This window comes from uncultured Ruegeria sp. (assembly GCF_947497005.1).
Classification (GTDB): Bacteria; Pseudomonadota; Alphaproteobacteria; order Rhodobacterales; family Rhodobacteraceae; genus Ruegeria.
In genome coordinates this window covers 81118-107493 of the sequence record NZ_CANMFF010000008.1, presented here as the reverse complement: position 1 = coordinate 107493, position 26376 = coordinate 81118, and the positions used below count along the sequence as shown (strand labels likewise).

General features: G+C 56.9%; 27 protein-coding genes. 15 read left to right on the top strand and 12 right to left on the bottom strand.

Translation table 11 applies throughout. From position 1 onward, the window contains the following. Positions 1–27 precede the first annotated feature (27 nt). On the top strand, positions 28–555 hold the full coding sequence (locus Q0816_RS13020; protein ID WP_298851156.1) for a redoxin domain-containing protein: 528 nt from the start codon (positions 28–30) through the stop codon (positions 553–555). Between the two features lie 3 nt (positions 556–558). On the opposite strand, the gene Q0816_RS13015 is transcribed toward Q0816_RS13020, so the two are convergent. Continuing rightward, positions 559–1452 carry a LysR family transcriptional regulator gene (locus tag Q0816_RS13015; RefSeq protein ID WP_298851154.1) on the bottom strand — a complete coding sequence of 298 codons (894 nt, stop codon included), beginning with the start codon at positions 1450–1452 and terminating at the stop codon, positions 559–561. An 84-nt stretch (positions 1453–1536) separates the two neighbouring features. Between Q0816_RS13015 and Q0816_RS13010 the strand changes: the two genes are divergently transcribed. Next, complete coding sequence (locus tag Q0816_RS13010; protein ID WP_298851152.1) at positions 1537–2445, top strand: epimerase; 909 nt, start codon at positions 1537–1539, stop codon at positions 2443–2445. Here Q0816_RS13010 and Q0816_RS13005 read toward each other — a convergent pair. From Q0816_RS13005 to Q0816_RS12980, 6 genes are all read right to left on the bottom strand, one after another. Then, positions 2437–3465, bottom strand: coding sequence for an endonuclease/exonuclease/phosphatase family protein (locus Q0816_RS13005; RefSeq protein ID WP_298851150.1), 1029 nt, complete (start codon positions 3463–3465; stop codon positions 2437–2439). The two genes, Q0816_RS13010 and Q0816_RS13005, sit on opposite strands and share 9 nt — an antisense overlap. Beyond that, a complete protein-coding gene (locus tag Q0816_RS13000; protein ID WP_298851148.1) occupies positions 3462–4292 on the bottom strand; it encodes a hypothetical protein in 831 nt (276 codons plus the stop codon). The genes Q0816_RS13005 and Q0816_RS13000 overlap by 4 nt, the downstream gene beginning before the upstream one ends. Before the next feature lie 332 nt (positions 4293–4624). Next, on the bottom strand, positions 4625–5230 hold the full coding sequence (gene leuD / locus Q0816_RS12995; RefSeq protein WP_298851146.1) for a 3-isopropylmalate dehydratase small subunit: 606 nt from the start codon (positions 5228–5230) through the stop codon (positions 4625–4627). A 42-nt stretch (positions 5231–5272) separates the two neighbouring features. Further along, positions 5273–5818, bottom strand: a complete 546-nt coding sequence (locus Q0816_RS12990; protein WP_298851144.1) for an HdeD family acid-resistance protein — start codon at positions 5816–5818, stop codon at positions 5273–5275. A gap of 37 nt (positions 5819–5855) precedes the next feature. Beyond that, positions 5856–7259: a 3-isopropylmalate dehydratase large subunit gene (gene leuC, locus Q0816_RS12985; RefSeq protein WP_298851141.1), complete on the bottom strand. Its 1404-nt coding sequence runs from the start codon at positions 7257–7259 to the stop codon at positions 5856–5858. Between the two features lie 43 nt (positions 7260–7302). Continuing rightward, the gene (locus Q0816_RS12980; RefSeq protein ID WP_298851139.1) at positions 7303–7398 is read right to left on the bottom strand and encodes an isopropylmalate isomerase; all 96 of its coding nucleotides are present in this window, start codon (positions 7396–7398) and stop codon (positions 7303–7305) included. Positions 7399–7513: 115 nt separating this feature from the next. Between Q0816_RS12980 and Q0816_RS12975 the strand changes: the two genes are divergently transcribed. The 4 genes from Q0816_RS12975 (at position 7514) to Q0816_RS12960 (ending at position 10392) form a co-directional block, all read left to right on the top strand. Beyond that, complete coding sequence (locus tag Q0816_RS12975) at positions 7514–8866, top strand: mechanosensitive ion channel domain-containing protein (protein ID WP_298851136.1); 1353 nt, start codon at positions 7514–7516, stop codon at positions 8864–8866. 164 nt (positions 8867–9030) lie between these two features. Next, the gene (rsfS, locus tag Q0816_RS12970; RefSeq protein ID WP_058276550.1) at positions 9031–9390 is read left to right on the top strand and encodes a ribosome silencing factor; all 360 of its coding nucleotides are present in this window, start codon (positions 9031–9033) and stop codon (positions 9388–9390) included. A gap of 44 nt (positions 9391–9434) precedes the next feature. Next, positions 9435–9905 carry a 23S rRNA (pseudouridine(1915)-N(3))-methyltransferase RlmH gene (gene rlmH, locus Q0816_RS12965; RefSeq protein ID WP_298851126.1) on the top strand — a complete coding sequence of 157 codons (471 nt, stop codon included), beginning with the start codon at positions 9435–9437 and terminating at the stop codon, positions 9903–9905. Position 9906: 1 nt separating this feature from the next. Further along, positions 9907–10392: a flavodoxin family protein gene (locus Q0816_RS12960; protein WP_298851124.1), complete on the top strand. Its 486-nt coding sequence runs from the start codon at positions 9907–9909 to the stop codon at positions 10390–10392. Positions 10393–10395: 3 nt separating this feature from the next. Here the strand turns inward: Q0816_RS12960 and Q0816_RS12955 are convergent, their stop codons facing one another. Beyond that, positions 10396–10743, bottom strand: coding sequence for a hypothetical protein (locus Q0816_RS12955; protein ID WP_298851482.1), 348 nt, complete (start codon positions 10741–10743; stop codon positions 10396–10398). 35 nt (positions 10744–10778) lie between these two features. Next, positions 10779–11489, bottom strand: a complete 711-nt coding sequence (locus Q0816_RS12950) for a DUF599 domain-containing protein (protein WP_298851122.1) — start codon at positions 11487–11489, stop codon at positions 10779–10781. Between the two features lie 81 nt (positions 11490–11570). Here Q0816_RS12950 and Q0816_RS12945 point away from each other — a divergent pair, with 81 nt between their 5' ends. The 6 genes from Q0816_RS12945 (at position 11571) to Q0816_RS12920 (ending at position 17774) form a co-directional block, all read left to right on the top strand. Continuing rightward, positions 11571–13004: an FAD-linked oxidase C-terminal domain-containing protein gene (locus tag Q0816_RS12945; protein WP_298851120.1), complete on the top strand. Its 1434-nt coding sequence runs from the start codon at positions 11571–11573 to the stop codon at positions 13002–13004. Between the two features lie 37 nt (positions 13005–13041). Then, positions 13042–14142, top strand: a complete 1101-nt coding sequence (gene glcE, locus Q0816_RS12940) for a glycolate oxidase subunit GlcE (protein WP_298851118.1) — start codon at positions 13042–13044, stop codon at positions 14140–14142. Between the two features lie 4 nt (positions 14143–14146). Then, entirely contained in the window at positions 14147–15460 is a 1314-nt protein-coding gene (gene glcF, locus Q0816_RS12935; protein WP_298851116.1) for a glycolate oxidase subunit GlcF, read from the top strand. Between the two features lie 119 nt (positions 15461–15579). After that, positions 15580–16371, top strand: coding sequence for a trypsin-like peptidase domain-containing protein (locus tag Q0816_RS12930; protein WP_298851114.1), 792 nt, complete (start codon positions 15580–15582; stop codon positions 16369–16371). After that, positions 16368–17183: a trypsin-like serine protease gene (locus Q0816_RS12925; protein ID WP_298851112.1), complete on the top strand. Its 816-nt coding sequence runs from the start codon at positions 16368–16370 to the stop codon at positions 17181–17183. The genes Q0816_RS12930 and Q0816_RS12925 overlap by 4 nt, the downstream gene beginning before the upstream one ends. Positions 17184–17306: 123 nt before the next feature. Further along, on the top strand, positions 17307–17774 hold the full coding sequence (locus Q0816_RS12920) for an Hsp20 family protein (RefSeq protein WP_298851110.1): 468 nt from the start codon (positions 17307–17309) through the stop codon (positions 17772–17774). A gap of 87 nt (positions 17775–17861) precedes the next feature. Here the strand turns inward: Q0816_RS12920 and Q0816_RS12915 are convergent, their stop codons facing one another. From Q0816_RS12915 to Q0816_RS12905, 3 genes are all read right to left on the bottom strand, one after another. Beyond that, positions 17862–19112, bottom strand: a complete 1251-nt coding sequence (locus tag Q0816_RS12915; protein WP_298851108.1) for an Hsp70 family protein — start codon at positions 19110–19112, stop codon at positions 17862–17864. 295 nt (positions 19113–19407) lie between these two features. Next, entirely contained in the window at positions 19408–19785 is a 378-nt protein-coding gene (locus Q0816_RS12910; RefSeq protein ID WP_298851106.1) for a hypothetical protein, read from the bottom strand. A gap of 145 nt (positions 19786–19930) precedes the next feature. Next, positions 19931–21406 carry an NAD-dependent succinate-semialdehyde dehydrogenase gene (locus tag Q0816_RS12905; RefSeq protein ID WP_298851102.1) on the bottom strand — a complete coding sequence of 492 codons (1476 nt, stop codon included), beginning with the start codon at positions 21404–21406 and terminating at the stop codon, positions 19931–19933. A gap of 287 nt (positions 21407–21693) precedes the next feature. Here Q0816_RS12905 and Q0816_RS12900 point away from each other — a divergent pair, with 287 nt between their 5' ends. From Q0816_RS12900 to Q0816_RS12890, 3 genes are all read left to right on the top strand, one after another. Next, positions 21694–22773 (top strand): hypothetical protein, encoded by a 1080-nt coding sequence (locus Q0816_RS12900; RefSeq protein ID WP_298851100.1) that lies wholly within the window; start codon positions 21694–21696, stop codon positions 22771–22773. A 277-nt stretch (positions 22774–23050) separates the two neighbouring features. Beyond that, complete coding sequence (locus Q0816_RS12895) at positions 23051–24169, top strand: hypothetical protein (RefSeq protein ID WP_298851098.1); 1119 nt, start codon at positions 23051–23053, stop codon at positions 24167–24169. Positions 24170–24226: 57 nt separating this feature from the next. Beyond that, a complete protein-coding gene (locus Q0816_RS12890; protein ID WP_298851095.1) occupies positions 24227–26158 on the top strand; it encodes an ATP-binding protein in 1932 nt (643 codons plus the stop codon). Positions 26159–26376: the final 218 nt, after the last annotated feature.

Sequence of the window (26376 nt, the reverse complement as noted above, 5' to 3'; positions counted from 1 at the left end):
GAACCCTTCAAAACACGAGGAGAACACATGCTGACACCTGGAAATCCGGTTCCTGCGCTGAAAATCGAAACTGTGGCGCATGGCAGCTTCGATATTGAGGCGGACAAGGGCGAAAACGGAACACTGGTGATTCAATATCGCGGGCTGCATTGCCCGATCTGCATCAGGCAGATGACCGAGGTCGAGGCAGCGCTGGACGACTTTGCCGCGCTGGGTGTCGAGGTCATCATGATCACCACGGATACCGCCGAACGCGCCGCCGAAACCGCCGAGAAAGCCGGAGTGTCGCGCCTGCGCGTGGGTCACAGCCTGCCACTGTCTGAGGCGCGGGATGATTGGGGTCTGAACATCTCGTCCAAGCGCGACGGCAGCACCGAGCCGGACCTGTTTGCGGAACCCGGCCATTTCTACATCGCGTCCGACCAGACGTTGTACTACGCGTGGCAGCAGACCACGCCGTTCGGGCGTCCGTCTACTGCAGATATCGTCGGAGGTCTGAAATTTACATTGGGCAATAACTACCCCGCGCGTGGAACTTATACCGGACCACTTTGACCGTCAGAGACTGGCTTTGAGCCCTTCAGCCAGCAAATCCCAGACCCTGCGGATACGCGGGGTCTGGCGCATGGCCTGCGGTGCGGCCAGCCAAACCGGTAGAATCGGGATTTCAACATCCAGCGGCAGGATTTCCACATCAGGATCAGCTTCGGCGACCTGGACCTGACTGAAGCCAATGCCACACCCTGCCCGGATCAGTTCCCAATAAGCGCTTTGCAGATCGCAGCGGGTGGTAAAGCTGTCGCGGTTGGCGGGCCATCCTTTTTCGCGCATTGCCTTGATGATTTCCTGATTGGCGTCAAACCCCACAAGGTCATGTGTAAATATCTCTTCCGGCGTTTTAGGGCGCCCCATTCGATCCAGATAGGACCTGGCCGCACAAAAACACAGCGGCACATCACCGAGGTACCGTGAAATAATGTCCATCTGCGCGGGGCGATACATGCGTACGGCAATATCCGCCTCGCGATAGAGCAAATTCTCGGTGGTGTCGGTGGCGACCAGTTCAAGCTGAATGGTGGGTTCCTGTCTTCGGATGTCCGCCAGGATCGGTGGCAGCAGATGGTGCGACGCAAAAACCGATGCAGTAATGCGTACCGAGCCCTCAAGCTGCTGCGACTGCCCCGCCGCAGCCAGGCTGAAGGCTGTCATTGCGCTGTGCATCTGCTGGGCCATTGGCAGAAGCTCTGCGCCAGCCTCGCTCAGCCTCAACCCACGCGCGTGTCGATCGAACAGGGACACGCCCAGTTCGTCCTCTAGGCTTTGCACCTGTCGCCCCAATGTAGGTTGGCTGCGATCCAGATGTCGGGCCGCAGAGGATAGTGAACCTGTTTCGGCCACGGCCAGAAAGCTTTGGATCAGTGACCAATCTGCATGTGTAAGTGCTTTATCCATTCAGATATGAATACACGTTCTGCAATTTACGGCAATTCCTTGCATGAGATGAATGGATAGATTGACCTCAGACAGGAGGTAGCCATGGCACAAACAGCACTGGTACTAGGCGCATCGGGTCGTTTTGGGCGCAATGCAGCATTGGCTTTTCGAAAAGCAGGCTGGGATGTAAAAGAATTCGACCGTAGTACCGATACGTTTGCACAGGGAGCGCGTGGAGCGGATGTCATCGTGAACGGATGGAACCCGCCCTATCCTGATTGGGCGCGCGATGTTCCTGTGCTGACACGGCGTGTGATAGAAGTCGCGTCAAACACGGATGCGACCGTGATAGTGCCAGGCAATGTCTACGTATTTGGCGAGGATACGCCGGGCCCATGGGCAGGTGGGACACCACATCAGGCAACCAACCCGTTAGGCCGGATCCGGATCGAGATGGAAGAAGCCTATCGCGCATCGACCGTGCGAACCATCATCCTGCGGGCAGGGGATTTCATTGATACTAAGCCTTCGGGTAACTGGTTCGACCAAGTGATGATCAAACACCTGTCCCACGGTCAATTGATCTATCCCGGTGACCCGGAGGCGCTGCATGCCTGGGCTTATCTGCCGGATTTGGCCCGTTTTGCCGTTGCATTGGCTGAGATACGGCAAGACTTGCCCCGATTCTGCGATGTTCCATTCCAGGGATACACATTGACCGGGGCGCAGATTGCGCAGTCTCTTTCGCTGGTCACTGGCAGGTCGGTTTCGGTACAGCGTATGAAATGGTGGCCATTGTATCTGGCCCGCTCATTTTGGCGCATGGCCCCACACTTGCTTGAGATGCGATACCTCTGGCAAGTGCCACATAAGCTGGATGGCGGATATATTAACGAATTGCTGGGACAGGTTTCTCAGACCGAATTGGATGATGCCTTGTGTTCGGCAATTCCGCCCCAGTTTTCAGATTCATCGTGCACAACAGAGCATATGGGCGAGGTTCTAGGGTAGGGTTACGTCAACCCAGACCAGACGGTGTCGGCTGGCACGTTGGGCACTGTCGTAAAGCTTGTCGCCTTCCTCGGGCCATATGACACCGGCGCCCGAGACGCGAAGATCGCTGGACGGAAACACGTAATCAACGCGCATCTCTCCGGTCGCCTTCCACGCGACGGTTGCAGTTGACCCAGACGGATCCATAGGCATCGGGTCCTGCAAAAGCGAGAGTGTCCGAAGAGTGTGAATGGCCTGTTTATGGCCTTCGCCGTGTTTTGGATCGAGATTGGCGTCCCCGGCAATCACGAGGGGACCGTTGGGAACTTGTCCCAGGTCGCCGTTCAGCAAAACAGACCAAAAGCGAATCTCGTCCCGGTTACGCAGACCGTTGCGATCCTCTGGCCCGTCGAAAACCGGTGGCGCAGCGTGGAAGGTCATCAGATTGAGCCGTCCAAGCGGGGTTTCAATTGGGATCACCCAATGCGCGGTCGAGGACAGACGTTGTATCTTTTGCGCGGCATCAGAGGGGAATGGGCGGCCATCAACACTGGGCAAAGTAGCCCCCGGCAGGTCCTGCCATAACAGATTGGAATAGTCCTGAACGTCTTCGGCCATGATTTCGAAACGAGACAGAACCGCCAGCCCGCCCTGGCCGGTGAACTTTCCCCAGCCTTGCGCGTCGCCGGGCCCTTGTGATCGGCCATCACCATCCAAATCCAGCGATGTTTGCTGACCTGCATTTGGTTGTGCCGAAAAGTGATAGACGTAATCCAAACCCGCATCGCGCAGTTTCCCGGTCAGGGCGTTTACCGCTGCCCGTTCCAAATCCCAGTCGATGCCTTGAAGGGCGATGATGTCAGGGCGCGAGGCTGCAATGACATCGACGATTGCTAAAACCTGTTCATCATCTCGCTGGATGTCACGCAGCAAAAGACCTGGGCCATTTCTGCTGAGTTCAGTGTTGTAGGTAGCGATGCGCACAACTTCTGCCTGCGCCGCAAAAGGCAGCATTAGCAGAGCAAGGGCACGGATCATGCGGCTTGTGTCGTCTCGCTTGTTGAATAGGCGCGGCGTTTTTCCACGATCAAACCCGCGATCCGCAGGGTCGCCATGCCACGCATGATCATACTGGCGGGCAGGAACGCCCAGGCACTCATGGTCCAGATCAATGTCTGCGGGTTACTGAGCGAGATCGGAGCGGCTACGCTGCTCATCAGCTTGATGACGGCCGGAATGAGGAAGGGTAGCAGGACACCAATGCAGATATTCAGACGGCCATCTCGTTGCAGGCGGGTGACAACATCACCGCCCTTGGTGGGATCAAAAAGAGGCAGATTGGTCCACACGTTGAAGGCACCGTTGCCCGTGGGCCAGCCCTTGACTTTGACTGCGTAAGCGAAGGTGGCGATGGTGACCAAAGCCGCGACATAAGCCACGCTGGCTGAAATCCGGACCAGTTCGATCAAAGGCTGGCCGGCGTCCGCCGGTACCATCAGCACAATCAACCGGACCGGAGAATAGGGAAAGTCCACGACATTTGCGGCAGCCAGACCGACTGCATAGGCAAACGTGGTCAGGTCACTGGGCTCATACGCGTTTTTGCAGATCAGCGTCAGGAAGGTGACCATCGACATCAGGCCGACGAAACGCAGGCGGTTTACCGGCGGTGCGTCACGAAATTCGATAAAACTGGGGAAAGCAGAGTTGTATTCGGCAAACGTAAGGATGAACGCGAGGATCGCGAGGAAGACCAGTATCTCGGTCCCGTTCGTCGATGTTACAGGCAGGTACAACGCGGGTGTCAGCACCATCAGTGCCACAAGTATTCCACGTATCGCCGCCCCAGTTGTGCGCGCAATCACTATCCGAACCCTTTTTCAAACCGGATCAGCCGATCTTTGCCGACTTAATTCCAACTTGTGCTCTTTGCCTCGTTTATTCTGACGGATGCCTCTTTAGCGCCAACATGGACGATAAGCGGCATTTCGCTCAAGTCAGGGTGCAGAAAACACGTGATTTCGGGCAAAAAGATGGCGCAACTGGTGCGGGATTGCATCATTTCAGACGCAAATCCGACGTGTATCTCAAAGTGAGACCTACATGTTGTGGTTTTGCAAAAATCAACCCCAAGAACGAGAACGGGGTCGCCACAGCGACCCCGTTAGGTTGAGTGTCCACAGAATCGCCCCCAGAATCACACCCAGGGACGGGCCTGACTGGCGTGATCTTCAAATTTGTCGATGTGATGATCTTTTTCCATCGTCAGGCCGATATCGTCCAGTCCGTTCAGCAGGCAATGTTTGCGATGCGGGTCGACGTGGAACTCGATGACGACGCCATCCGAAGTGGTGATCTGCTGATCTTCCAGATGCACTGTCATGCGGGCGTTTTCACCTTTATGCGCATCTTCCATCAGAACCGCATGATGTTCTTCTTCGACCACGATCGGCAGGATGCCGTTCTTGAAGCAGTTGTTGAAGAAGATGTCGGCAAAGCTGGTCGAGATCACGACCTTGATGCCGAAATCCTTGATCGCCCATGGCGCGTGTTCGCGCGATGAGCCGCAGCCGAAATTGTCACCAGCCACCAGAATCTCGGTATTGCGGTAGGCGGGCTTGTTCAGCACGAACTCTTCGTTTTCGCCACCGTGGTCATGGTACCGCATCTCATCAAACAGCACGACGCCAAGGCCGGACCGTTTGATGGTTTTCAGGTGTACCTTCGGGATGATCATATCGGTGTCGATATTGATCAGTGGCATTGGGGCGGCCACCCCGTGGACTTTGTCAAACTTTTCCATGTCTACACTCCTGCGGGAGAGGGCCGCGCCCATGCCCCGCGATTACGTCTGTTGTGTTTCACCTTTGGGTGCGTTTTTGACGAACAGCGCCATAAAGACCAAGCCGAACCCGTTGAACAGCATCTCGATGCCCAGCAGGATGCCCAGCAAACTCAGCAAGGCTGTCGGTTCTGCCGCTGCATAAGACCAGATGATACCGGCCAATATGATCGACAAGATGCCCGAGATCAGCGTGGGCCAGAAAAACTGCGTTCCTTTCATCTGAAACGACAGAATGATCCGGGCGATGCCGCCTGCCATGAACAGAATCAACATCACGGTCGCCAGCGTCAGCGTGCCTTGCAGTGGGTGATCCAGAAAAGACCAGCCAAGAAACAGCATGACCGCACCCATGATGAGTGACAGGATTTTATTGCCGGCGCCTTCAACGGTGAACCCGCCGACGATCTGGAATGCGCCAGAAACCAGCAGCAATGCCCCGGTCACTACGGTCACGGCCAGCGACGCCGCCACAGCATTACCCAGGGCAAAGACGCCAAACGCTATGGACAGAAGTCCCAGCAAAAGCCATTTGATCCAGTCACTCATGTCTTCAATTCCTCAAATATCTAGATATGAGGGCACCTTACATCATTTCACGAACGTCTGTCAGCCGTCCTGTGATTGCCGCCGCGGCAGCCATCGCCGGGCTCAGCAGATGGGTTCGCCCACCCCGGCCCTGACGGCCTTCGAAGTTGCGGTTTGAGGTCGCGGCACAGCGCTCGCCCGGCTGCAACTGATCGGGGTTCATCGCCAGACACATCGAGCACCCGGCCAGACGCCATTCAAAACCGGCCTCTTTGAAAATTTCGGCAAGACCTTCTTCCTCGGCCTGAGCGCGAACCAGGCCTGATCCCGGCACGACCATGGCGCGCATACCGTCTTTGATCTTCTTGCCTTTCAAAATCTCAGCTGCAGCACGCAGGTCTTCGATCCGACCGTTGGTGCAGGAACCGATGAAGACAGTGTCGATTTCCACATCGCTCAGCTTTTGACCGGCTTCCAGACCCATGTATTCGATGGAACGGCGGGCTGCTTCAACCTTGCCGCCTTCGAAGTCTTCGGGCTGAGGCACTGTCGCGGTGATTGGCAGCACGTCCTCGGGGCTGGTGCCCCATGTGACGACGGGTGCGATGTCTTCGCCGCGCAGGGTGATGACCTTGTCGAAATGTGCGTCTTCGTCGGTGTAAAGCGTTTTCCACCAGTTCAGAGCGGCTTCCCACTGCGCGCCCTTAGGTGCATGCGGACGGCCTTTGACATATTCATAGGTGGTCTCATCCGGAGCGATCAGACCTGCGCGTGCGCCGCCTTCGATCGCCATGTTGCAGACGGTCATGCGGCCTTCCATCGACAGATCACGGATCGCTTCACCGCAATATTCGATGACATAGCCGGTGCCGCCGGCAGTACCGGTCTCACCAATCACGGCCAGAGTAATGTCCTTGGCGGTCACGCCCGGCTGCAGTTTACCGGTAATCTCGACCTTCATGTTCTTGGATTTCTTCTGAATCAGCGTCTGCGTGGCCAGAACATGCTCGACCTCGGACGTACCAATGCCATGCGCCAGCGCGCCAAACGCACCATGCGTGGCCGTGTGGCTGTCGCCACAAACCACGGTCATGCCGGGCAGGGTCCAGCCCTGTTCCGGGCCGACGATGTGCACGATGCCCTGACGCACGTCATGTACCGGGTAATAGTGAATGCCGAAATCCTTGGCGTTCTTGTCCAGCGCTTCGACCTGAATGCGCGATTCGGGGTTTTCGATCCCGTTCACACGATCCGCCGTGGTAGGCACGTTGTGATCCGGCACCGCGATGGTCTTTTCCGGGGCGCGCACCGGCCTGCCTGCCATACGAAGCCCTTCGAAGGCTTGCGGGCTGGTAACCTCGTGCACCAGATGGCGGTCGATATAAAGCAGGCAGGTGCCATCATCGGCTTCGTGCGCGACATGGGCATCCCAGATCTTGTCATAGAGTGTTTTGGGGGACATCGGTCCTCTCCCGTATGTAATGAGAAATAGCTGGCGAGTTGGCTCAGGCGACAGGTAGGCGTGCCAGGACCGTGCGGGCGGCCCCATAGAACCGTTCGCGCAAACGTGCGCGATCTTCCAGATTCTGAAGTTGGGCCACTTTGAGTCTCATGCGGTTCAGATATACCGCGTCTCTGCTGCAATCAAGGTTCAAAACCTGTGTCAGGCTTGCATCGCCCGGCGTTGCTGTCCAAGCTGGAGGGCAGGAGACCTGTATGAACCAAGACCTGCTCCCCAGCTCGCTGTCGGACCTCTATAACAACATGGTCGCGGGCTTTTCCTCGCAAGTTGCAGAACTGGTCGAGCTGGTCGTCACGCCAGGCTGGCGGCAGTACCAGCTGGTCATCATCCTTTTCCTATGGGCGCTGGCGTTCCTTCTGAAAGTTCTGACGCAGCCGCGATGGAATGACTGGACACGCGCCCGGACCGGATGGCCGAAATGGCGGCTTCGCATCATGGTGCAGTTGATGCAGCGGCTGACACTGGTCTATTTTGTTCTGCTGTCCTGGTTCTTGTATCAGATCATGCTGCATGTCACCTGGCCTTCGCGCAGCTATCTAATTGGGATAATTGCTACGCTGGCAACGGCCTGGCTGGCTATTTCACTGGTCGCAAGACTGGTCCGCAATCGGACGCTGCGACGGTTGTTCAAGTGGGCAATGTGGGTCTATGCAACGCTTATTGCGCTGAATCTGACGGATGACGTGGCCGAATTCCTTGACGGTGTCGCGATTTCCATCGGGGATCTGCACATTTCGGTGCTCGGCATTCTCAAAGCCATTCTTCTGATTGGCATCCTGTTGACGCTGGCCCGGATTGGTACCCGCGCGGCCGAGCGCGGATTGCAGGGCAATGATGACATCACCCCGTCCATGCAGGTGCTGTTGGCCAAGGGAATTCAGGTTCTGCTGTATGGCGCGGTTTTTCTGGCCGCCATCCGAACGCTGGGATTCGATCTGACCGGCATCGCGCTGTTGTCCGGTGCAATTGGTGTGGGCATCGGGTTTGGCCTGCAAAAGGTGGTTTCAAACCTGATTTCCGGGATCATCATCCTGATGGACCGTTCGATCAAACCGGGCGATGTGATTTCGTTGGGCGATACGTTCGGCTGGATTAACGCGCTGGGTGCGCGGTATGTCTCAGTCGTGACGCGGGACGGGCGCGAATACCTGATCCCGAACGAGGATCTGATCACCAACCAGGTGGTGAATTGGTCGCATTCCGATAAGTTCGTGCGGTTGGATCTGGATTTCGGAACCAGCTATGAGGATGACCCTCACAAGGTACGCGCAACGGCGATCCGGGCAGTGAAGGCGGTGAACCGAGTGCTCAGTGGCGGCAAGCATGAACCAGTTTGCCATATCACGGGCTTTGGTGACAGCAGCGTGGATTACGTGCTGCGATTCTGGATCAGCGACCCGACCAAGGGCCTGACCAATATCCGGGGTAACGTTTACCTCGCACTATGGGATGCATTCAAAGACGAAGGCATCTCAATCCCCTTCCCACAGCGCGAGGTTCGGGTTTTGTCAGAAAACGCATTCGTGCAACAGATCGCCGAAGAGTGATCATCCTTGTGCAGGGTCAGATGCGCTTTCATTGAAATGTTGCAATCCCCTTGTTACCTTATTAGTACCCCGGCGCCGGGGTTTCACGGCGCGCAGCAAAGGAGGACTATGTTCTGTCTCTACATACTCAGGCGGGTTTGCCCGCCGATGACCGGGCCAGCTTGATGGCCCACTCTCAGTCAATCAGCGACAAGCTGCTTGAGCGTATCCTTTCCTCACTTTCCGACGACAAGGCCGAAGACGTCGTGCAGATCAACCTGCAGGGCAAGTCGTCTGTTGCGGATCACATGGTCATTGCATCCGGGCGTTCGACACGTCAGGTCTCGGCCATGGCAGAAAAGCTGACGGATCGCATCAAGCAGGAATTCGGTTTCACCTCGAAGGTCGAAGGCAAAGATGCCGGCGACTGGGTGCTGATCGATACGGGCGACGTGATCGTCCATATCTTCCGCCCCGAAGTGCGTGAATTCTATCAGCTGGAAAAGATGTGGCTGCCTCAGGGCGGTAGCGCCTCGGCGAACTGAGGCGCCATCCCGGCCTGCATTAAAGGGCCGGAGGCGAGAGAGATATGCGTATCAGCATAGTTGCGGTCGGGCGATTGCGCGCCGGACCGGAGAAGACCCTGCTTGACGATTATCTGACCCGGTTCGACCGGACCGGCCGCGCGCTGGGCCTTGGACCTGCGAAGGTGATCGAGGTTGAAGGCAAGAAAAACGCTGGCATGGCGGCCGAAGCAGTGCTGCTGCGCAAGGCCATACCCAAAGGTGCCGTGATTTGCACGTTGGACGAGCGAGGACGAGTGATGTCCTCGCCTGATTTTTCCAAGAAACTGGGAGGCTGGCGGGACGCAGGACGGCAGGATCTGGCCCTGATCATCGGCGGAGCAGACGGAATAGACCCAGATCTGCGCGCTGAGGCTGATTTTTCCATTTCATTCGGATCGATGGTCTGGCCCCACATGCTGGTCCGTGTGATGTTGGCCGAGCAACTCTATCGGGCCGCGACCATTCTGTCAGGCGGCCCCTATCACCGGGTCTGATATGGCGCAGCTTCTGATCGTTTATCACTCGCGCACAGGCGGTGCCCGGCAAATGGCCGAAGCAGCGGCGGAAGTGGCGCGAGGTGAAACTGACACGAAACTCGTACCCGCGGATCAGGCCAGACCGGAAGATGTACTGGCCGCCGATGGCTACATCTTCTGCGCGCCAGAGAATCTGGCGGCGATTTCAGGTCTGATGAAAGAGTTCTTTGACCGCTGCTATTACCCGGTGCTGGGAAAGATTGAGGGTCGACCTTACGCACAGATGATTTGCGCCGGATCAGACGGAGAGAACGCCGCCCGCCAGATTGCCCGGATTGCCACCGGCTGGCGGCTGAAAGAGGTCCAGTTGCCGCTGATTATCTGCACACATGCGCAAACACCCGAGGCAATATTGGCCGAAAAGACCATCCCGCGAGCTCAGCTGGATCAGTGCCGTGAGATCGGAGCAGCGCTCGGTGCTGGTCTGTCTATGGGTATTTTCTGACTGTCAGTCCAATTTGACCAATGTGGTGTCTTCGTTCCAACCATCCACATTGCACCGCGCCTGAACCTGTACCTGCGTGACACTTTCAGGAATAACAACGCCACCAAGCGAGCGCGTAAAGGGTTGCTCAGTCTCGTGAGGATGGTGCAGCAAACGCATTCCCAGCTCATTTCCGTCCATGTCCAGAACGCGCCAGCCGTCGGCATAGTGGTCCCAGCCTGTATCTGGATGTCGGATCGTCACATCAAACCGCCACGCATCGCCGTTGGTGCTGGCGTGGACCTGTTCGATTGTTGGCGGGTCGGCAAGGGCAGGGACGGCCAGAAAGGCACTGAGAATCACATATCGCATGGTTTGAACGTAAGGTTTACGGCGAAGCATGGGGATCACGTCTCTGTGTTTGAGTTTTGGGCCATGAGGACTGCACGGGAATGCGAGGCAAACTCGCGACGATACAAGACACCGAAAGTTATCATTGTGCCCATCATCAACGCGATCGGTCCAAGAAACCACGCCAGCGAAGCAAGAGCGAAATAGGTAGCGCGGAGACCACGGTTGAAGCTGCGGGCGGCGGTGATACAGATTTCGGCTGCCTGACCGGCCCGGGGCAAGGCTTGAGGATCTTCAGGGTCGTTCGGAACCGAGGCCATCAATACCGCGCAATAGCCAAAGAGACGATGCGCCCAGACATATTTCAGAAACGCGTTGGCCAGCAGCAGGACGACGACAAGTATCTTGATTTCCCAAACCATCGCCGGAGCACTGCCTATGGCTAGGTCGCTGGCGACACCTGCTAACCGCTCGGTATTGCCCAGCAAGGCCAAACCACCGCCGATGGCAATCATCGTGGTTGAGGCAAAAAAGGTGCTGCCCTGCCGCATGGCGGCCACGACCTGTGCGTCGAACACGCGTGGTTGGCGTGTTACCATCTCATGCATCCAGTCGCGTCGGTAATCATCCATCATAAGGGCGACGGATCGTTTCTGTGGCGACGGATGTTCGATCTTCCACCCAATCCAAAGCCAGGCAACCAGCAGCAACGCCAGTGAGGCGTAGTCCAGAGGGGCAAACAGAGAGGCACGTTCGATCCAGGTCATGGGCGCGACAGTAAGACCGGAGGTCAGAACTTGCCATACCATCAAATTGGTAATATTATTTTACCAAAAGGAGGCGCCGCCATGGAGATGCCAAAGCCAAGCCCGGATGTACTGAGCCGTAAAAACGCGGTCGTCGCGCGGCTGTCGAGTGTCCTGCCAATGGATGCAATCATCCATGATCCGGCTGAAACGCGAGCCTATGAGTGCGATGCGCTGACGGCCTACAAATGCCCTCCGATGTTGGCCGTGCTGCCGTCTAGCACGCAGGAAGTCTCGGGCGTTTTGCGAATATGCCACGAGGAAGGAGTGCCGGTCGTTCCGCGCGGTGCCGGTACTTCGCTGGCTGGTGGGGCTTTGCCGACAGCCGATTGCGTAATCCTAGGCGTTGCGCGGATGAACGACGTGCTGGAGGTCGACTATGACAACCGTTTCATCAGGGTTCAGACCGGACGCACCAATCTGAGTGTTACCGGTGCGGTCGAGGAAGAAGAATTTTTTTACGCCCCTGATCCTTCCTCCCAACTGGCCTGCGCCATTGCAGGCAATATCGCAATGAACTCTGGCGGTGCCCATTGCCTGAAATATGGCGTGACCACGAACAATCTAATGGGCGTGACGATGGTGATGATGGACGGCAATGTCGTCGAGATCGGCGGTGCCCATCTGGATGCGCCCGGTCTGGACTTGTTGGGTGTCATCTGCGGATCAGAGGGTCAGTTGGGTGTGGTGACTGAGGCCACACTGCGCATTCTGCGCAAACCCGAGGGCGCGCGACCGGTTCTTATGGGGTTCGACGACAACGAAGTCGCGGGTCAATGTGTCTCTGACATTATCAAGTCGGGCATTTTGCCGGTAGCGATCGAGTTCATGGACACGTTGTGCATCAAGGCCTGCGAAAACTTTGCCCATGCCGGGTATCCCGATTGCCATGCGCTGCTGATTGTCGAAGTGGAAGGCTCGGAAGCCGAAATCGACTACCAACTGTCGAAAATCATCGAGATTGCCAAGCGCCACAACCCGGTCGAGTTGCGTGAAAGTCAGTCGGCCGAGGAAAGCGCCAAAATCTGGTTGGGTCGCAAGTCTGCATTCGGCGCCATGGGGCAATTGAACGACTATATGTGCCTCGACGGTACGATCCCGGTATCTGCACTACCAACTGTGTTGCGCAGGATCGGTGAACTGAGTGAGGAGTTCGGGCTGCCGGTTGGGAACGTTTTTCACGCGGGTGATGGGAACATGCATCCACTGATCCTGTTCGATGCCAACAAACCCGGCGATCTGGAAAAATGCGAGGCATTCGGGGCCGAAATTCTGAAGCTCTGCGTGGACGAAGGCGGCTGCCTGACCGGAGAACACGGCGTGGGCATCGAAAAGAGGGATCTCATGTCACATCAATATGCCCCTGCCGATCTTGAGGCGCAGATGGCGGTCAAGGATGTGTTTGATCCCAAATGGCTTCTGAACCCCGCCAAAGTGTTTCCGCTGGACGTTTCTGAAACACGTCGTGACGCGTAGATCTCCCAAAAAACAGGCTCTAATAAAGAGAAAAGTCATGAAACCTGAAACAGAATCCGAACTAGCTGACCTGGTGGCCGGGTTGAAAGACCCTGTTTGTATAGTCGGTGGCGGTACGCGCGGAATCTCGGGTCCCGAAGCTAGGATTGAAACAGGGGCACTGCATGGCATTTCGCTTTATGAACCGGGGGCTCTAACCCTCGTGGCCAAGGCGGGGACGCCATTGGCAGAGGTTGAGGCCGCGCTGGACGCAGAAGGCCAGCAACTGGCGTTTGAGCCGATGGATCACCGCAGATTGCTTGATACTCGGGGCGAACCAACGATCGGCGGCGTCGTGGCGGCCAACATCTCGGGCCCGCGGCGGATTCAGGTCGGCGCATGCCGGGATTTCTTGTTGGGCGTGCGTTTCGTCGACGGGCGCGGGCAAGTTGTCAAGAATGGTGGCCGCGTGATGAAAAATGTCACCGGCTATGATCTGGTCAAACTGATGAGTGGGTCCTGGGGTACGTTAGGTGTGTTGACAGAGGTGTCGCTGAAGGTGCTGCCCAAGCCGGAAAGTATGGCAACCCTGTCTGTCGATGCTCAGGACGCTAGTAGCGCGGTACAGGTTCTGTCCACCGCGTTGAAGTCACCCTTCGAAGTGACTGGGGCCGCGTACGATCCAGTTGGCAAAAAAGCCATGCTTAGGGTTGAGGGTTTCGCAGATTCGGTTGCGTATCGGATCCATCGATTGACTGCGGAACTGGCAGGTTTTGGTGAGGTAACGGAAGAAGAAGATGCCGCCGCGCTTTGGACCGGGATCCGAGACGTTCATCCATTTCGGGGGCAGGATGGAGATATATGGCGGTTGTCAGTCAAACCCGGCGATGCGGCTGAAGTAACGGCGCGTGTCGAGGCTAATCAAACGCTGTTTGATTGGGGGGGCGGGCTTGTTTGGTTGCGGGTGCCAAATGGCACTGATGTGCGAGCTCAACTTGGCGAATTTTCAGGTCACGCGACCCTGGTGCGTTCCGACATTGCAACGATCATGAGATTGGGTCGATTTCAACCGGAGCCGGCCGCAGTATCGGCTCTAACAAAAGGCTTACGCACGAAATTTGATCCTCATGGTTTGTTTAATCCGGGGATGATGGGATAGGGCAATGCAGACGACATTCACTGAAAAACAACTGCAAGACCCGGCAATCCGGCGCTCAAACGAGATTTTGCGCAATTGCGTACATTGCGGATTTTGTACGGCCACTTGCCCCACCTATCAGGTGCTTGGCGATGAGTTGGACAGCCCGCGCGGGCGCATCTATCTGATCAAGGATATGCTGGAAAACGAGCGTGTGCCGGACGAAAAGACGGTCAAGCATATTGATCGCTGCCTGTCCTGTCTGGCCTGTATGACCACATGCCCGTCGGGCGTGCATTACATGCATCTCGTGGATCACGCGCGAGAATACATCGAGGCGCATTACAAACGCCCTCTGACGGATCGTATATTGCGCTGGATTCTGGCGAAGATTCTGCCCTATCCGATGCGGTTCCGTTGGGCCCTTATCGGGGCCAAGCTGGGCCGTCCGTTCCGGTTTCTGATGCCCGATGCCCGTTTGCGGGCTATGCTGGATATGGCGCCCAAGCATATCCCGCCGGTCAGCCGTAACGATGATCCGCAGAGCTTTGCACCCAAAGGTGCGCGGCAAAAGCGGGTGGCCCTGATGACAGGATGTGCGCAAAAGGCACTGAATACCGATATCAATGACGCCACGATCCGCCTTCTGACCCGGTTGGGATGTGAGGTCGTGGTGGCGGAAGGTGCAGGCTGTTGCGGAGCTTTGACCCATCACATGGGAAAGGTGCAGGACAGCCATACAGCCGCAATAGCCAATATTAGAGCCTGGAATCGCGAAATGGACGGTGGTGGATTGGACGCCATTGTCATAAATACGTCTGGTTGTGGGACGACGGTCAAGGATTACGGACATATGTTCCGTAACGATCCGCTCGCCAAGGATGCGGCGCGCGTTTCGGACATTGCAATGGATATCAGTGAACTGGTCACGCAGCTGAATTTGCCCGAAGGTCGCGATCAGGGCCTCACTATTGCTTATCACGCAGCCTGTTCTCTGCAGCATGGTCAGAAGATCAAGACCTATCCAAAAGACGCGCTGAAACGAGCCGGGTTCAAGGTGGTCGAGCCCGCCGACAGCCATTTGTGCTGTGGCAGTGCGGGGACTTATAACCTGATGCAGCCGGAAATCTCGGGCCAGTTGAAACTGCGCAAGGTTCGGACACTGGAAGCAAAGAAGCCTGACATTATCGCGGCAGGCAATATCGGGTGCATGATGCAGATCGGTTCCGGTACGAATCTGCCGGTTGTTCACACTGTAGAGCTGTTGGACTGGGCGACGGGTGGACCAAAGCCGCAAGCGTTGCAGCGGACAGAGGATCAGGTTCTCATTCTTCGGTGATCCACGTTGATGCTAACTCGCATCATTTCCTCAGGAATTTCCCTTAGAGCTTAATCGCCCTATTTTCGCCCAACGAGGCGCATAGGAGAAATAGGTCAGTGTGAATCCCGGAGAACCGCGTGCGCAACTGGATCAAGGCGATTGTGCTCTGTGTCTTGCCGATGGCGGCCACAGCACAAGACTCCGGACTGGAAAGTCTGGAAACTTCGGATTCCGGGCGCAAGTGGATGGCTGTTGGGCGGCTGGATATTGCCGGCAAAGGGTTTTGTACCGGAACATTGGTTTCACCGACGCATGTTCTGACTGCGGCGCATTGCCTGTTCGACAAAGTGTCCGGGCAACAGATTAATCCGACCGATATCGAGTTTCTGGCCGGGTGGCGGTTAGGACGCGCTTTGGCATATCGGACGGCCAGGCAGGCCGTTGTCCATCCCGATTACCAATTCAACGCCGATTCCTCGGCAGACCGGATGAATGCAGACGTTGCATTGATCGAGCTTTGGCAGCCGATCCGAAACACAGCCGTCATTCCGTTTGAATCCGGGGATCAGCCCCGACGAGGCTCAGAGGTGGGCGTTGTGTCTTATGCACATGACCGGTCCGAGGCACCGTCATTGCAACAGGTCTGTTCAGTCATGAACCGGCAAGAAGGAATCATGGTCATGTCCTGTGACGTCGATTTCGGATCATCGGGGGCACCGGTTTTCTCTTTCGCTGGCACGCGTCCCCAGATTGTGTCTGTTGTGGCGGCCAAGGCCAGCATGGATGGACAGAGCGTTGCGATTGGCACTTCGGTTGAACATTCGCTGCAGCTGCTGCGCGACGAACTATCTGCCGGGCGTGGATTCGGGCTGTCATCGTCCGGATCAGGATCGGGCAAGAACATAGGCGCAAGGTTTATTCGGCCATGAATAGAGTTTTCTGGAGCCTGATTTTGGGCCTGAGTGTTCTGGCGACAGCGTCTTTTGGGCAAGCCAACAAGCGAAAGCTGACGGACCGGGATGATCTCTATGGTTGGGAAGCTATCGGACGTCTGGATGTCGGCGACGGTTCTTATTGCACCGGCACTTTAATCGCTCAGGATGTGGTTCTGACGGCTGCACACTGCGCTGTGGACCGGCGAACGGGAAAACCATATAGGCCTGAAGACATCACCTTTCGCGCGGGCCTCAGCAACGGTAACGCATTGGCCGAACGGCAGGTTGCGCAAATCGCCGTTCATCCCAGCTATGGTTCGCACAACCCGCTTTCGCACGAAGGCGTTCAGATGGATGTGGCTCTGATGCGGCTGGATGAGTCGATCCCCTATTCCGTCGCCGACCCTTTTGCGCTGCACAGCGGGCGCGTTCCGGGCAACGAGATCAGTATTGCTTCGTACGGGCGAGGACGGTCCGAGGCGATCACGCGGGAACGGTCGTGCCGAATCATCGACCGCAGGCAGGGCTTGATCACCTTTGATTGCGATATCACGTTCGGGTCTTCCGGATCCGCCATTCTGGCGAAAAACGGTTCGCGTTGGCAGATCCTGTCGGTGGTTTCGGCGGTTGGCACAAACGGTCAAAGAAAGGTGGGGTTTGGCATGGAGCTTGACGGGATTGTCGCCGAGCTCAAGGCCATCATGCGGCGCGACGCGCCGCAGCCCAAGGCTTCGATCCGCCGATTGCAGGTTGGTTCCGGTAAGTACGGGTCCGGTGCGAAATTCATCAGTTCTGGCGGGGGTTGAACTCGGTTAGATCGCTGCCCATGTGATGTATATCGGATCGCCACAATGGGGTCCGGTACCTTTAATCGCCCGTCCAGTTGGAGGGCATAAATCGTGAATCGCTCAAGGATGAGGATACGACACATGCGTACATTTGATTTTGCACCGCTGCACCGCGCAACCATTGGTTTCGACCAGATCGCCGACATGATGGACCGCGTTCTGACCAATGATGTGGCTCAGCCCAGCTATCCGCCTTACAACATTGAAAAAACCGACGTCGACACTTACCGGATTTCGGTAGCAGTTGCCGGTTTTTCTGAAAATGACCTGACTGTCGAAGTGAAAGAGAATTCGCTGGTCGTGGCTGGCAAAAAAGCCGCCGAAGACAAGGAACGCAGCTATCTGCATCGTGGCATCGCCACCCGCGCGTTCGAGCGTCGGTTTGCGCTGGCAGACCATGTCCGCATCACCGGCGCGAGCCACGAAAACGGAATGCTGAACATCGAACTGAAGCGCGAAGTTCCAGAAGCCCTGAAACCGCGCCGGATCGAGATCACCTCGGCCAAGGCCATCGAGAAGGACGTGGTTGACGCTAAAGCCGTGAACTGAGGCTTCTGAAACTCCTGCGGCAGTCTCCTCCTCCCGGACTGTCGCATCACACGCCCCGCGTTCCTCCAGACGCGGGGCGTTGTACATTCAGGGCCTGTTGGCCGCAATCGCCAGACCGTCGGCGACGGCTGTGAAGACCTCGGAAAACCGGTGTTGTGCGTTGGGAAAGACAGCCTTCATCGTATCGGTGACCGTAGACATCAGGCTGGATCCGCCAACATATACAACGCAATCAACCTGATCCGCCGCAAGGCCTGCAAGGCGCAGGGTTTCCGCAACCCCATCGCTCAGCGTGCGGGCATGTGGCGTAAGGATCGAGTCGAGGTCTTCCATTCGAACTGGGACCGACAGGTTGCGTTCGATCTGATCCAGAAGGATGGCGGCATTGGCCTTCTGCGTATTGGCAGCAATCTTGCCCTGTTCCACCGCGAAGGCCATGTCGTGGCCCAGCTCATCCCGCAGAACTGTTGCCAGACGTGTCAGTTTTTCAGGTTCCTGTGCCAACCGCGCCATCTCATCCGCCAAGCGGCGGTTCTGGGCGGTGTAGAGGAAAGGTATCTTCTCCCACGTGGCTAGATCGCTGAAGATCGCGACCGGAGTGGGCGTGGTCCCGCCACCAATTACCTTGCGCAGCTCTGTCCCCTTGCCCAGAAGTGGCATCACCTGATCCACACTGATCGACCGATCAAAATCCGTGCCGCCGATCCTTACGCCGTGATTTGCCAGAATCCCGATTTGATCATCGTTTGACCGAAAAAGGGAAAAATCCGAAGTTCCGCCGCCGATATCCACAATCAGTCCGATCTGATCGGGGCGATCCAATGCACCGCTTGAAATCGCTGCTGCGACAGGTTCAGGCATGAAGTCCACCTGTTTGAACCCGGCGGCCAAATAGCAGGATCGCAAGTCGGCCTCTGCCTGGTTTTCCCGCGTATCGCCCATACCGTGAAACACCACCGGGCGGCCCGATAGAACACGGTCGATGGCACATCCTGCCTGCGCCTCCGCCTGTGCTTTGATCCGGGCCAGAAAGCGTGAGATGACATCGACGAAGGTAACGCGTTCATTCAGGATCTGGCGTTTTTCGTGCATCAGGCTGGTGCCCAATACCCGTTTCAGGGCACGCATGAACCGACCCTCTGCCCCGTTCAGCAGCGCAGCATTTGCAGGCTCGCCCATCAATGTCTTGCGCGATTCAAAATCGAAGAAAAAAGTAGTGGGAAGAGTTTGTTGCCCGGGCTCCACCTCGACAAGTTGCGGGCTGCCATCCACCAGATAACCGGCTGCAGAGTTTGAGGTGCCGAAATCAATGCCTAATACAGGGCCATAAGACGCCATACCAGAAGCTCCCGATGAATTTGCGAAAGCCGCCTCTCTATGGTTGTAAGATCGGGACGTCAAGCCAGAAGGGTCGACACTGAATCGAAAATCAAAGTTGCACGGGATGCGTTCGGTGCGCGCGAAAGGTTCCGCGCATCTTTGTGTGAGGCCTTAATAACGCCAGCGTTAGGGCCTGTTCTCATCCTCACAGAGCCGATGGATCAGAACACCACCTCGTCCGGGACATCGTCGACGCCGTCATTGTCGGTCATTACAAGCGTCTCGCCCAAGGCGCGCTCGGCACCAGCAACAATCATCGGGGTGCCATTAAAATCGCCTCGGTCAAACTTTCTGGCTCAACGCCTTTGCTGTCCGTGCGTTTGTCGGAGTAGTGGCCGATCTGGATGATGGCTTTCTCGAAACCGGCACCGTTCTCGTCAATTTCGGTGCCGTCCTTATGGCAGATCACCCAATCGCGCGATCCGCCTTCGTTGGCAGTGGCGTATTGGGTGTCTTCGATCCAATTCACCGCGCCGGGCTCATGCAGGCGGCCAGACTGGCTTTCGGTGTAGATCAGTGTCAGGCCATCGATCGTCGCGATGATCTCGGTCGAGGTCTCACGGCTGGTATCGACCCCTTCGGCGATGTTTCTGACGATAAGGAAGGACGTAATTTGGCAGAAGTCAGGCAAACAAAGCGCAATGACAACGGTTGTTGTCCTTTTTAAATTTGGATGAAAGGCGGATGAACGCGGGTCATTGCCAGAATATGGCGGTCTGTTTGCAGTCCTGTCACAACTGAACGGCCCCGGCATGTAGCGCCGGGGCCTTTTAAGATCAGACCGACAGGCAGACGTATTTCATCTCCAGATAGTCTTCCATGCCGTGATGGCTGCCTTCGCGGCCCAGACCGGATTGCTTGACGCCGCCAAATGGGCCCAGCTCGGTCGAGATGATGCCGGTGTTCACGCCAACGATGCCGTATTCCAGCGCCTCGGCTACCTTGTAGACGCGGCTCAGGTCCTTGGCATAGAAATACGATGCCAGACCAAAGATCGTGTCGTTGGCCATCGCGATTACGTCATCTTCATCTTCAAACTTGAACAGTGGGGCCAGCGGACCAAAAGTCTCGTCCTGCGCCACCATCATATCCTGTGTCACACCGGTTACGATGGTCGGCTGGAAGAACGTACCGCCTAGATCATGCGGCAGGCCTCCGGTCAGAACCGCTCCGCCTTTTTCGGTCACGTCCTTGATATGCTCTTCGACTTTGGCGACCGCATCTGCATTAATCAGCGGACCCGTTGTGGTGCCTTCGGTCAAGCCGTCGCCGATTTCCAGTGCTTCGACCGCCGCTTTCAGCTTGGCAGCGAATGCGTCATAAACACCGGCTTGTACATAGATGCGGTTGGCGCAAACACAGGTCTGGCCGTTGTTGCGGAATTTGCACAGCATCGCGCCTTCGATCGCCGCATCCAGATCGGCATCGTCAAACACGATGAACGGCGCGTTGCCGCCCAGTTCCATCGAGCATTTCATGACCTGATCGGCAGCCTGGCGCAGCAAAATGCGGCCCACTTCAGTAGAACCGGTAAAGGTCAGCTTGCGCACACCGGGGTTTTCGCAGAACTCCTTGCCGATCTCGCTGGCCCGGGACGAAGGCACAACGTTGAACACGCCTGCGGGAACGCCGGCCTGTTCTGCCAGTAGCGCCAGAACCAGCGCAGAAAGAGGGGTTTCTGCGGCTGGACGCGCAACAAAGGCACAGCCCGCGGCCAGCGCTGGTCCTGCCTTACGGGTGATCATAGCATTCGGGAAGTTCCAAGGCGTGATCGAGGCCGCCACACCAATGGGCTGTTTTAGCACCATGATCCGTTTGTCACGCTGATGGCCCGGGATGGTCTCGCCGTAGACACGCTTGGCCTCTTCCCCAAAAAACTCAATGAAAGACGCGCCATAGCCGATCTCGCCGACGGCCTCTGCCAGCGGCTTGCCCTGCTCAGCGGTCAGGATTTTACCCAGGTCTTCCGCGTTTTCCATCATCAGATCGAACCAGCGCCGCAGGATCACCGCGCGTTCCTTGCCGGTCAGTTTGGCCCATTCCTTCTGCGCGGCTTCGGCTTGTGCGATTGCTCCGGCCACTTGAGCGCGGCTGACATCGGCAACCTCGGCGATCACATCGCCACGCGCCGGGTTGGTCACTTTGAACGTACCATTGTCACCGTCTACCCACTGACCGCCGATATAGGCCTTGGTAGCAAGCAGTTCGGGGTTCTTCAGGATTGATTTCAAATCGGTCGATGCATCCAGCATGATCTTCCTCCGCGCAGAAATTGAGTTGGGCGCACACAAACAGGTGTTGCCTGCTTTGTCTATGGCCACTGAGTTAGGCTGATCATTCCAGTTTTGATCAAATTTTTTCGGGCGCCGGCGTTGCAACTTGGCCGCAGCGCCAAGTTCTAAGTCAGGGTGCAACCACGTACCTTTCCTTTCCGTCGTGAGTTTGCCAAAGTTCCCCTGATTTTTGGGCCCAAAGGGATGTAAATGGCCGTAACATTCCCTATCTTATTGGGTAATTAAAGAAAAAGAGGACAGCAGAGATGTCGAACCAGCAATTCGAAGCGCTTATTAAGGAAACGCAAACCAAAGTACGTGAAAGCCAGTCGCAAATTGAAGGGCTGACCTCACGCATCGATGCGGCGCGGGCCAAGATCGGCACGGCCGAAGCGGATATCGACATCGAAAACGCCACGCTCGAAGACGTGCACGCCCATACCGAGGTGATGAATGCCAACATCGCTGAGTTGATCATGGGTCTGGACGACGTCACCAGCGCCTTTTCCAAGGATTTTGACGAGATGCGCTCGAAATCCGGATGGGAGAGCTTTGTCGGCATCTTTTCCAAAGGCAAATCTGAATCGATGCGGCAGGAACGTATGCGCACCGCCAATATCGATGACAAGCTGCAGGACCTGATCGCCAAATCCGACGTGATCGTGAAGCTGCTTGAGGGGCAGTTGTCGGTGCTGGAAGAACAGCGCGTCAAAGTCGAAGAGAACCTGACCGTCACGCTGGACGACCGTGAGGCGACTGTGGCCGAACTGGAGGCACTGCGGTCTGAGATTCAGGGCATGGACCCGACGATCATCACGCTGGAAAACAAGATCAGCGTCGAACAGGACGCCGCCGCGCGCACTCAGTTAGAGACTGAATTGGCCGAGCTGAACAAGCAATACAACGCCAAAGTTCAGGAAGAGCAGGTCAAGTTGGCCAAGTCGCAGACGCTGGAGCGCTATATCGAAAAGGGCAAGACTTGGGTCGATTCCCTGCAGAACCAGGCGGCGACGCAGATGGTGCTGATTAACAAGCTGCAGACAGACACGCAACAGCGCGTGGTGCTGTATGACGCGCTGACCAAATCGCTGAAAACCGCACAGCAGCAGGACGTGGCCCACCGCATCAACGAGATCGGCGTTCAGACCGACCAAGAGGCGCAAACCGCCATGGCCGCCATCGGCACCGCGACCAACCAGAAGATGGCCGACATGCTCGAGGCACATGAGGATCACATGGTCTTTGCCCGCGACGTGCTGGAGAAGAAGGCCAAGGCGGATGAGCGCTTTGCCCGCCGGTTTGCCTCGATTGTCGAGAAGCATGATAAGAATTTGTACGGGGGTTGAGCTAGTCAGCGAGATTTGACGTGACGAAAGACGTATTCATTCTGCTCCTCAAGCTGCTAGCGATGTTCGGGTGCATAGTTGGAGCGATGCTTTTCGTATTTTTCGTAACTCAAAGGTTTTTGGGTGAATACGATTTCCTCTTCCAGCTAGTGGGCTTATCCGTTGTACTCGGTAGCTTTTGGCTACTTCTGTATTCGCTAAGGATGCTCAAAGAAGAAATGCTGAAAATCGAAAAGAAAAATCGTCCATGGCATTTCGATAGGTTTGGGAACCGTTTATGAGTGACCCCACCCAAGACCATGTCGGCCTGACCGACACTTTCGCCTCGCGCCGCTACTTCCGCAAATTCGAGGTGATCACCGTCCACCTTCTGCGCGTGGCTGCGACGATGGAGGCGGAGGGCGCGATCTCAAAACAAGAGGTGCGGATCGTGTCGCGCTACCTTTCGGGGCTGCTCTACACTTTCCGCGCGCTGTCCATGAAATATCTGCTGGTCGGGCGCGATACGGGGCGATTCTTTGGCAGCCTCGCCATGGACAAGCGCGACAGTGGGTTTCCGGTGGCGGCTGAGTTGCTGACCATGGCCAATGACGCGCAGCAGGCGCAGGTGCATCTGGCGAATATGCCCTCGGAAGACGACCTGAAAACCGACATGGTGCGGACGATCATCGGCGACCGCGAAATCCCAACCAAGCTGCAATTCGCGCTGTCCCAAAGGCTCTATTACGAGGAATTGCTGAAAGGAGAGCTGTTCTGGGCCCGCAACGATCCCGAATGTCACTGGATCGGAAATGAGGGCGAGCGGCGGCAGTTTATGATCCACTGGGCGGTCTATGACAGTCAGATCAACCTACCGGTGATCTACATGATGCAGCTGGAGGACAGCGGCAAAACCGCCCTGCCCAAAGATCAGCGCCGCTGGCCCGAAGTGCAGGCGCATCTGATGGCGCAGAGCTTGGGTGGTCTGAAACTTGTGACCATCGCCAAAGGCTTCGATCAGGATTTCGATGACCTGCACCCCAAACATATGCGCCGCATCCATGTGGGGCCGATGTATTCTTCGGCCTTTACCGAGCAATCAGGACCCCTTCGGCAGGTGTTGGAAGATGCGCAATCGCCGCAAGGTCAGGATTGGGCGCTGGCCTGGACCACCGAAGAGCTGCAAAGCGAAGAGGTGATTGAAGAACGCGCCGGGTGGTTTTCCACCGTCGAGCGCGAGGTTTTCGCACTGGACCCGTTCGGCGGGCAGGGGGCCGAGACCGGGGCCACGCGCACCCAGCGGTCGATCATCCTGCCGCAACGTCCGTTCCAGGTGCTGGCCGAACGCAACCCGCCGGGGTTTGCCGATGTGCGCAAGTTCGTCGTCAGCAAGGCCGGACAAGTGTTGAGATATTGAGATTCACGCCTCCGGCGGGAGTATTTTTAAAAAGATGAAGCAAGAGCGGTTTATGAAATGAGTTTGACGTCAGATCAGATGGAATTGCGCGAAGACGATATTCGCAAGCATTATCCGGCAGCGACTGCCCTGCTGAACGGTTTCGAGCATGCGCCACGGATTGCCAAGGCTGTTGAAGCCACCGTTGAACGCTCTCCGGGCGTATCAACCGGGCGACGGTTTCGGTCGACAACGCCGGGTCTGGTGACACGTCGAACCGTACGCACCGATGGGGTGCATCTGGTCGAACGGATCGAGGCTTCGGATGATGGCGATGCGCTGGTTTCGCCGCCGCAGGCCACCACGCAGCAGGCCATTCGCCGGGCCATTGCGATTGCTCTGGCGCTTGCCGAGGCTTATGCGGAGCAGACGCCACTGGCCGATCTGAAACGAGCCAATCTGGCCGGGGATTTGCCCGCTGCACGCAAGACCGAGTTTTCGGAACTGCTGACCGCCGAAGCTTTGATTACCTCTCACGTGTTCGGCAATGCGCTGGCTTATCTGATGTCTTCGCATCTGGGTGAAACCACTGCTGATGTTGACGAAATCGAAGAGGTTCTGACCGACAATGGTCAACTCGCCCTGCACGGCGCGCTTTGGGAACTGGACCAGACGCTGGCCAAACATGCCCCCGATGATGCACACCTGATCGCGGCCACCAGCGGCTATGCCGAACAACTGATGGAGAAGGCCGCCCTGCGCGCCCAGTCTGCCAGTCATCTGGCCCCGTTTCAGAACGCTGCCTGGCATATCGAGGCGGATGATCTGACGATCCGGGGTTTTGAGCCAGCATCCAAGGCGAAATCCACCACCCTGACCATGACGTTCAAGAAACCGAACGAAGTGGTCGGCAACCACATCGCCAAATATCAGGCGATGAAGCTGGCAAAGATGGTGATGGCCTATGACTTTGACCGCCGCCTGAACCCGTTTGCCGAGCTCGGCGGGTTCATCTTTACCTTCATGGGCGACGGCAAACCGGGTACCGGCAAGACCACCCTGATCCAGATGATGGCCGGGCTGATCAACGACTATTGCCAGAACGCAGGCTATCCGTTCCGTTATCAGAACCTGAGCACCGACAATATCGACAGCTATCAGGGCAAATCCGGTCAGAACGCTAAGGCCTTCATCAACACGATCATCGACCCCTCGGTCATCGGCTTCGGCACCATCGACGATATCGACCAACTGGCGGGCAAACGCGGCGACCGGCAGTCGTCAGCCGGGCAACTGGAAATCACCGCCGTGCTGATGGAGAGCTTTGCGGGCGCCAACACCGTTGTGCGCGGCAATTGCACCTTTGGCATGTTCTCGAACTACCCTGAGAATGTGGACGACGCCCTACGCCAGCGGGCGGGTGCACGGTTCCTGGTGGACGGGCCGCAAACGCGCGAGGATTACATCGACATCCTGCACCTGCTGATGGGCCGCAACCACGACATCCCGCTGGGCGAGCACGAAGCCTATGCAGCGCAGGAAATCAAAAAGGCCGTCGCCGCCAGTTTCGAAAGCCATTCCCGCCCGCATGAGGACGCTTTGTTGCAGGTCTATGACCGGGTGTCCGGCGATATCGGCCAGATGGACACGATTGCCAAGATGGGCACCTACCTCAAGGCGATCCAACAAGCGGATGAGCGGTTCACCGGCCGCGCGATCAAAAACATCACCGACGCGGTCAAGGTCCGCGCGATGGATTTCGAACTGCCCGATGAATGGATGGAAAACCCCGACCTGTTCCTGTTCCGCGACTACGACACCAAGAAAGCCATGATCGAGGACCTGCGCCAGCCGATCACGGTCGAGATGGTGATCCAGGAGATAAACCGCTACGCCGACAGCGAGTTCCGCTATGCCGACAAGAGCGACGAGGTCGCCATCGAAAACGCGGTGCGTGAGATGGGCCGGATGGAAGAGGCCAAGCGGCGGTATCTGGAGGGGAATGGGTGACGGAAGCTGCGCAGCTCATTGCTATCCTGTTGATAGGAGTGCCCTTCGCTTGTTGGACGGCGAGCTTCGCCGTTCGCAGAAATCTACCCGTGCCAGAAGGCAAGCTGTTCGCGCTTAGGTTCCTTGTTTGGTTTTCCCTCAGTGTTTGTGTAGGTCCATTTGTCGGTCTTATCCCCTTGTTTCTGGGACTCGGATGGTTTTGGAACTATTATGACCCG

What these genes read in the sequence shown, in the direction of transcription:
- Q0816_RS12950 (WP_298851122.1), bottom strand. Translation starts at nt 11,489, where the DNA reads ATGACCTGGATCGAACGTGCCTCTCTGTTTGCCCCTCTGGACTACGCC.
- Q0816_RS12960 (WP_298851124.1), top strand. Translation starts at nt 9,907, where the DNA reads ATGGCGCAGCTTCTGATCGTTTATCACTCGCGCACAGGCGGTGCCCGG.
- Q0816_RS13015 (WP_298851154.1), bottom strand. Translation starts at nt 1,452, where the DNA reads ATGGATAAAGCACTTACACATGCAGATTGGTCACTGATCCAAAGCTTT.
- Q0816_RS12890 (WP_298851095.1), top strand. Translation starts at nt 24,227, where the DNA reads ATGAGTTTGACGTCAGATCAGATGGAATTGCGCGAAGACGATATTCGC.
- glcF (WP_298851116.1), top strand. Translation starts at nt 14,147, where the DNA reads ATGCAGACGACATTCACTGAAAAACAACTGCAAGACCCGGCAATCCGG.
- Q0816_RS12975 (WP_298851136.1), top strand. Translation starts at nt 7,514, where the DNA reads ATGAACCAAGACCTGCTCCCCAGCTCGCTGTCGGACCTCTATAACAAC.
- Q0816_RS12895 (WP_298851098.1), top strand. Translation starts at nt 23,051, where the DNA reads ATGAGTGACCCCACCCAAGACCATGTCGGCCTGACCGACACTTTCGCC.
- Q0816_RS12900 (WP_298851100.1), top strand. Translation starts at nt 21,694, where the DNA reads ATGTCGAACCAGCAATTCGAAGCGCTTATTAAGGAAACGCAAACCAAA.
- Q0816_RS12945 (WP_298851120.1), top strand. Translation starts at nt 11,571, where the DNA reads ATGGAGATGCCAAAGCCAAGCCCGGATGTACTGAGCCGTAAAAACGCG.
- Q0816_RS13020 (WP_298851156.1), top strand. Translation starts at nt 28, where the DNA reads ATGCTGACACCTGGAAATCCGGTTCCTGCGCTGAAAATCGAAACTGTG.
- Q0816_RS12920 (WP_298851110.1), top strand. Translation starts at nt 17,307, where the DNA reads ATGCGTACATTTGATTTTGCACCGCTGCACCGCGCAACCATTGGTTTC.
- Q0816_RS12915 (WP_298851108.1), bottom strand. Translation starts at nt 19,112, where the DNA reads ATGGCGTCTTATGGCCCTGTATTAGGCATTGATTTCGGCACCTCAAAC.
- Q0816_RS12925 (WP_298851112.1), top strand. Translation starts at nt 16,368, where the DNA reads ATGAATAGAGTTTTCTGGAGCCTGATTTTGGGCCTGAGTGTTCTGGCG.
- Q0816_RS12905 (WP_298851102.1), bottom strand. Translation starts at nt 21,406, where the DNA reads ATGCTGGATGCATCGACCGATTTGAAATCAATCCTGAAGAACCCCGAA.
- rlmH (WP_298851126.1), top strand. Translation starts at nt 9,435, where the DNA reads ATGCGTATCAGCATAGTTGCGGTCGGGCGATTGCGCGCCGGACCGGAG.
- Q0816_RS13010 (WP_298851152.1), top strand. Translation starts at nt 1,537, where the DNA reads ATGGCACAAACAGCACTGGTACTAGGCGCATCGGGTCGTTTTGGGCGC.
- leuD (WP_298851146.1), bottom strand. Translation starts at nt 5,230, where the DNA reads ATGGAAAAGTTTGACAAAGTCCACGGGGTGGCCGCCCCAATGCCACTG.
- Q0816_RS12990 (WP_298851144.1), bottom strand. Translation starts at nt 5,818, where the DNA reads ATGAGTGACTGGATCAAATGGCTTTTGCTGGGACTTCTGTCCATAGCG.
- glcE (WP_298851118.1), top strand. Translation starts at nt 13,042, where the DNA reads ATGAAACCTGAAACAGAATCCGAACTAGCTGACCTGGTGGCCGGGTTG.
- Q0816_RS12955 (WP_298851482.1), bottom strand. Translation starts at nt 10,743, where the DNA reads ATGCGATATGTGATTCTCAGTGCCTTTCTGGCCGTCCCTGCCCTTGCC.
- rsfS (WP_058276550.1), top strand. Translation starts at nt 9,031, where the DNA reads ATGGCCCACTCTCAGTCAATCAGCGACAAGCTGCTTGAGCGTATCCTT.
- leuC (WP_298851141.1), bottom strand. Translation starts at nt 7,259, where the DNA reads ATGTCCCCCAAAACACTCTATGACAAGATCTGGGATGCCCATGTCGCG.
- Q0816_RS13005 (WP_298851150.1), bottom strand. Translation starts at nt 3,465, where the DNA reads ATGATCCGTGCCCTTGCTCTGCTAATGCTGCCTTTTGCGGCGCAGGCA.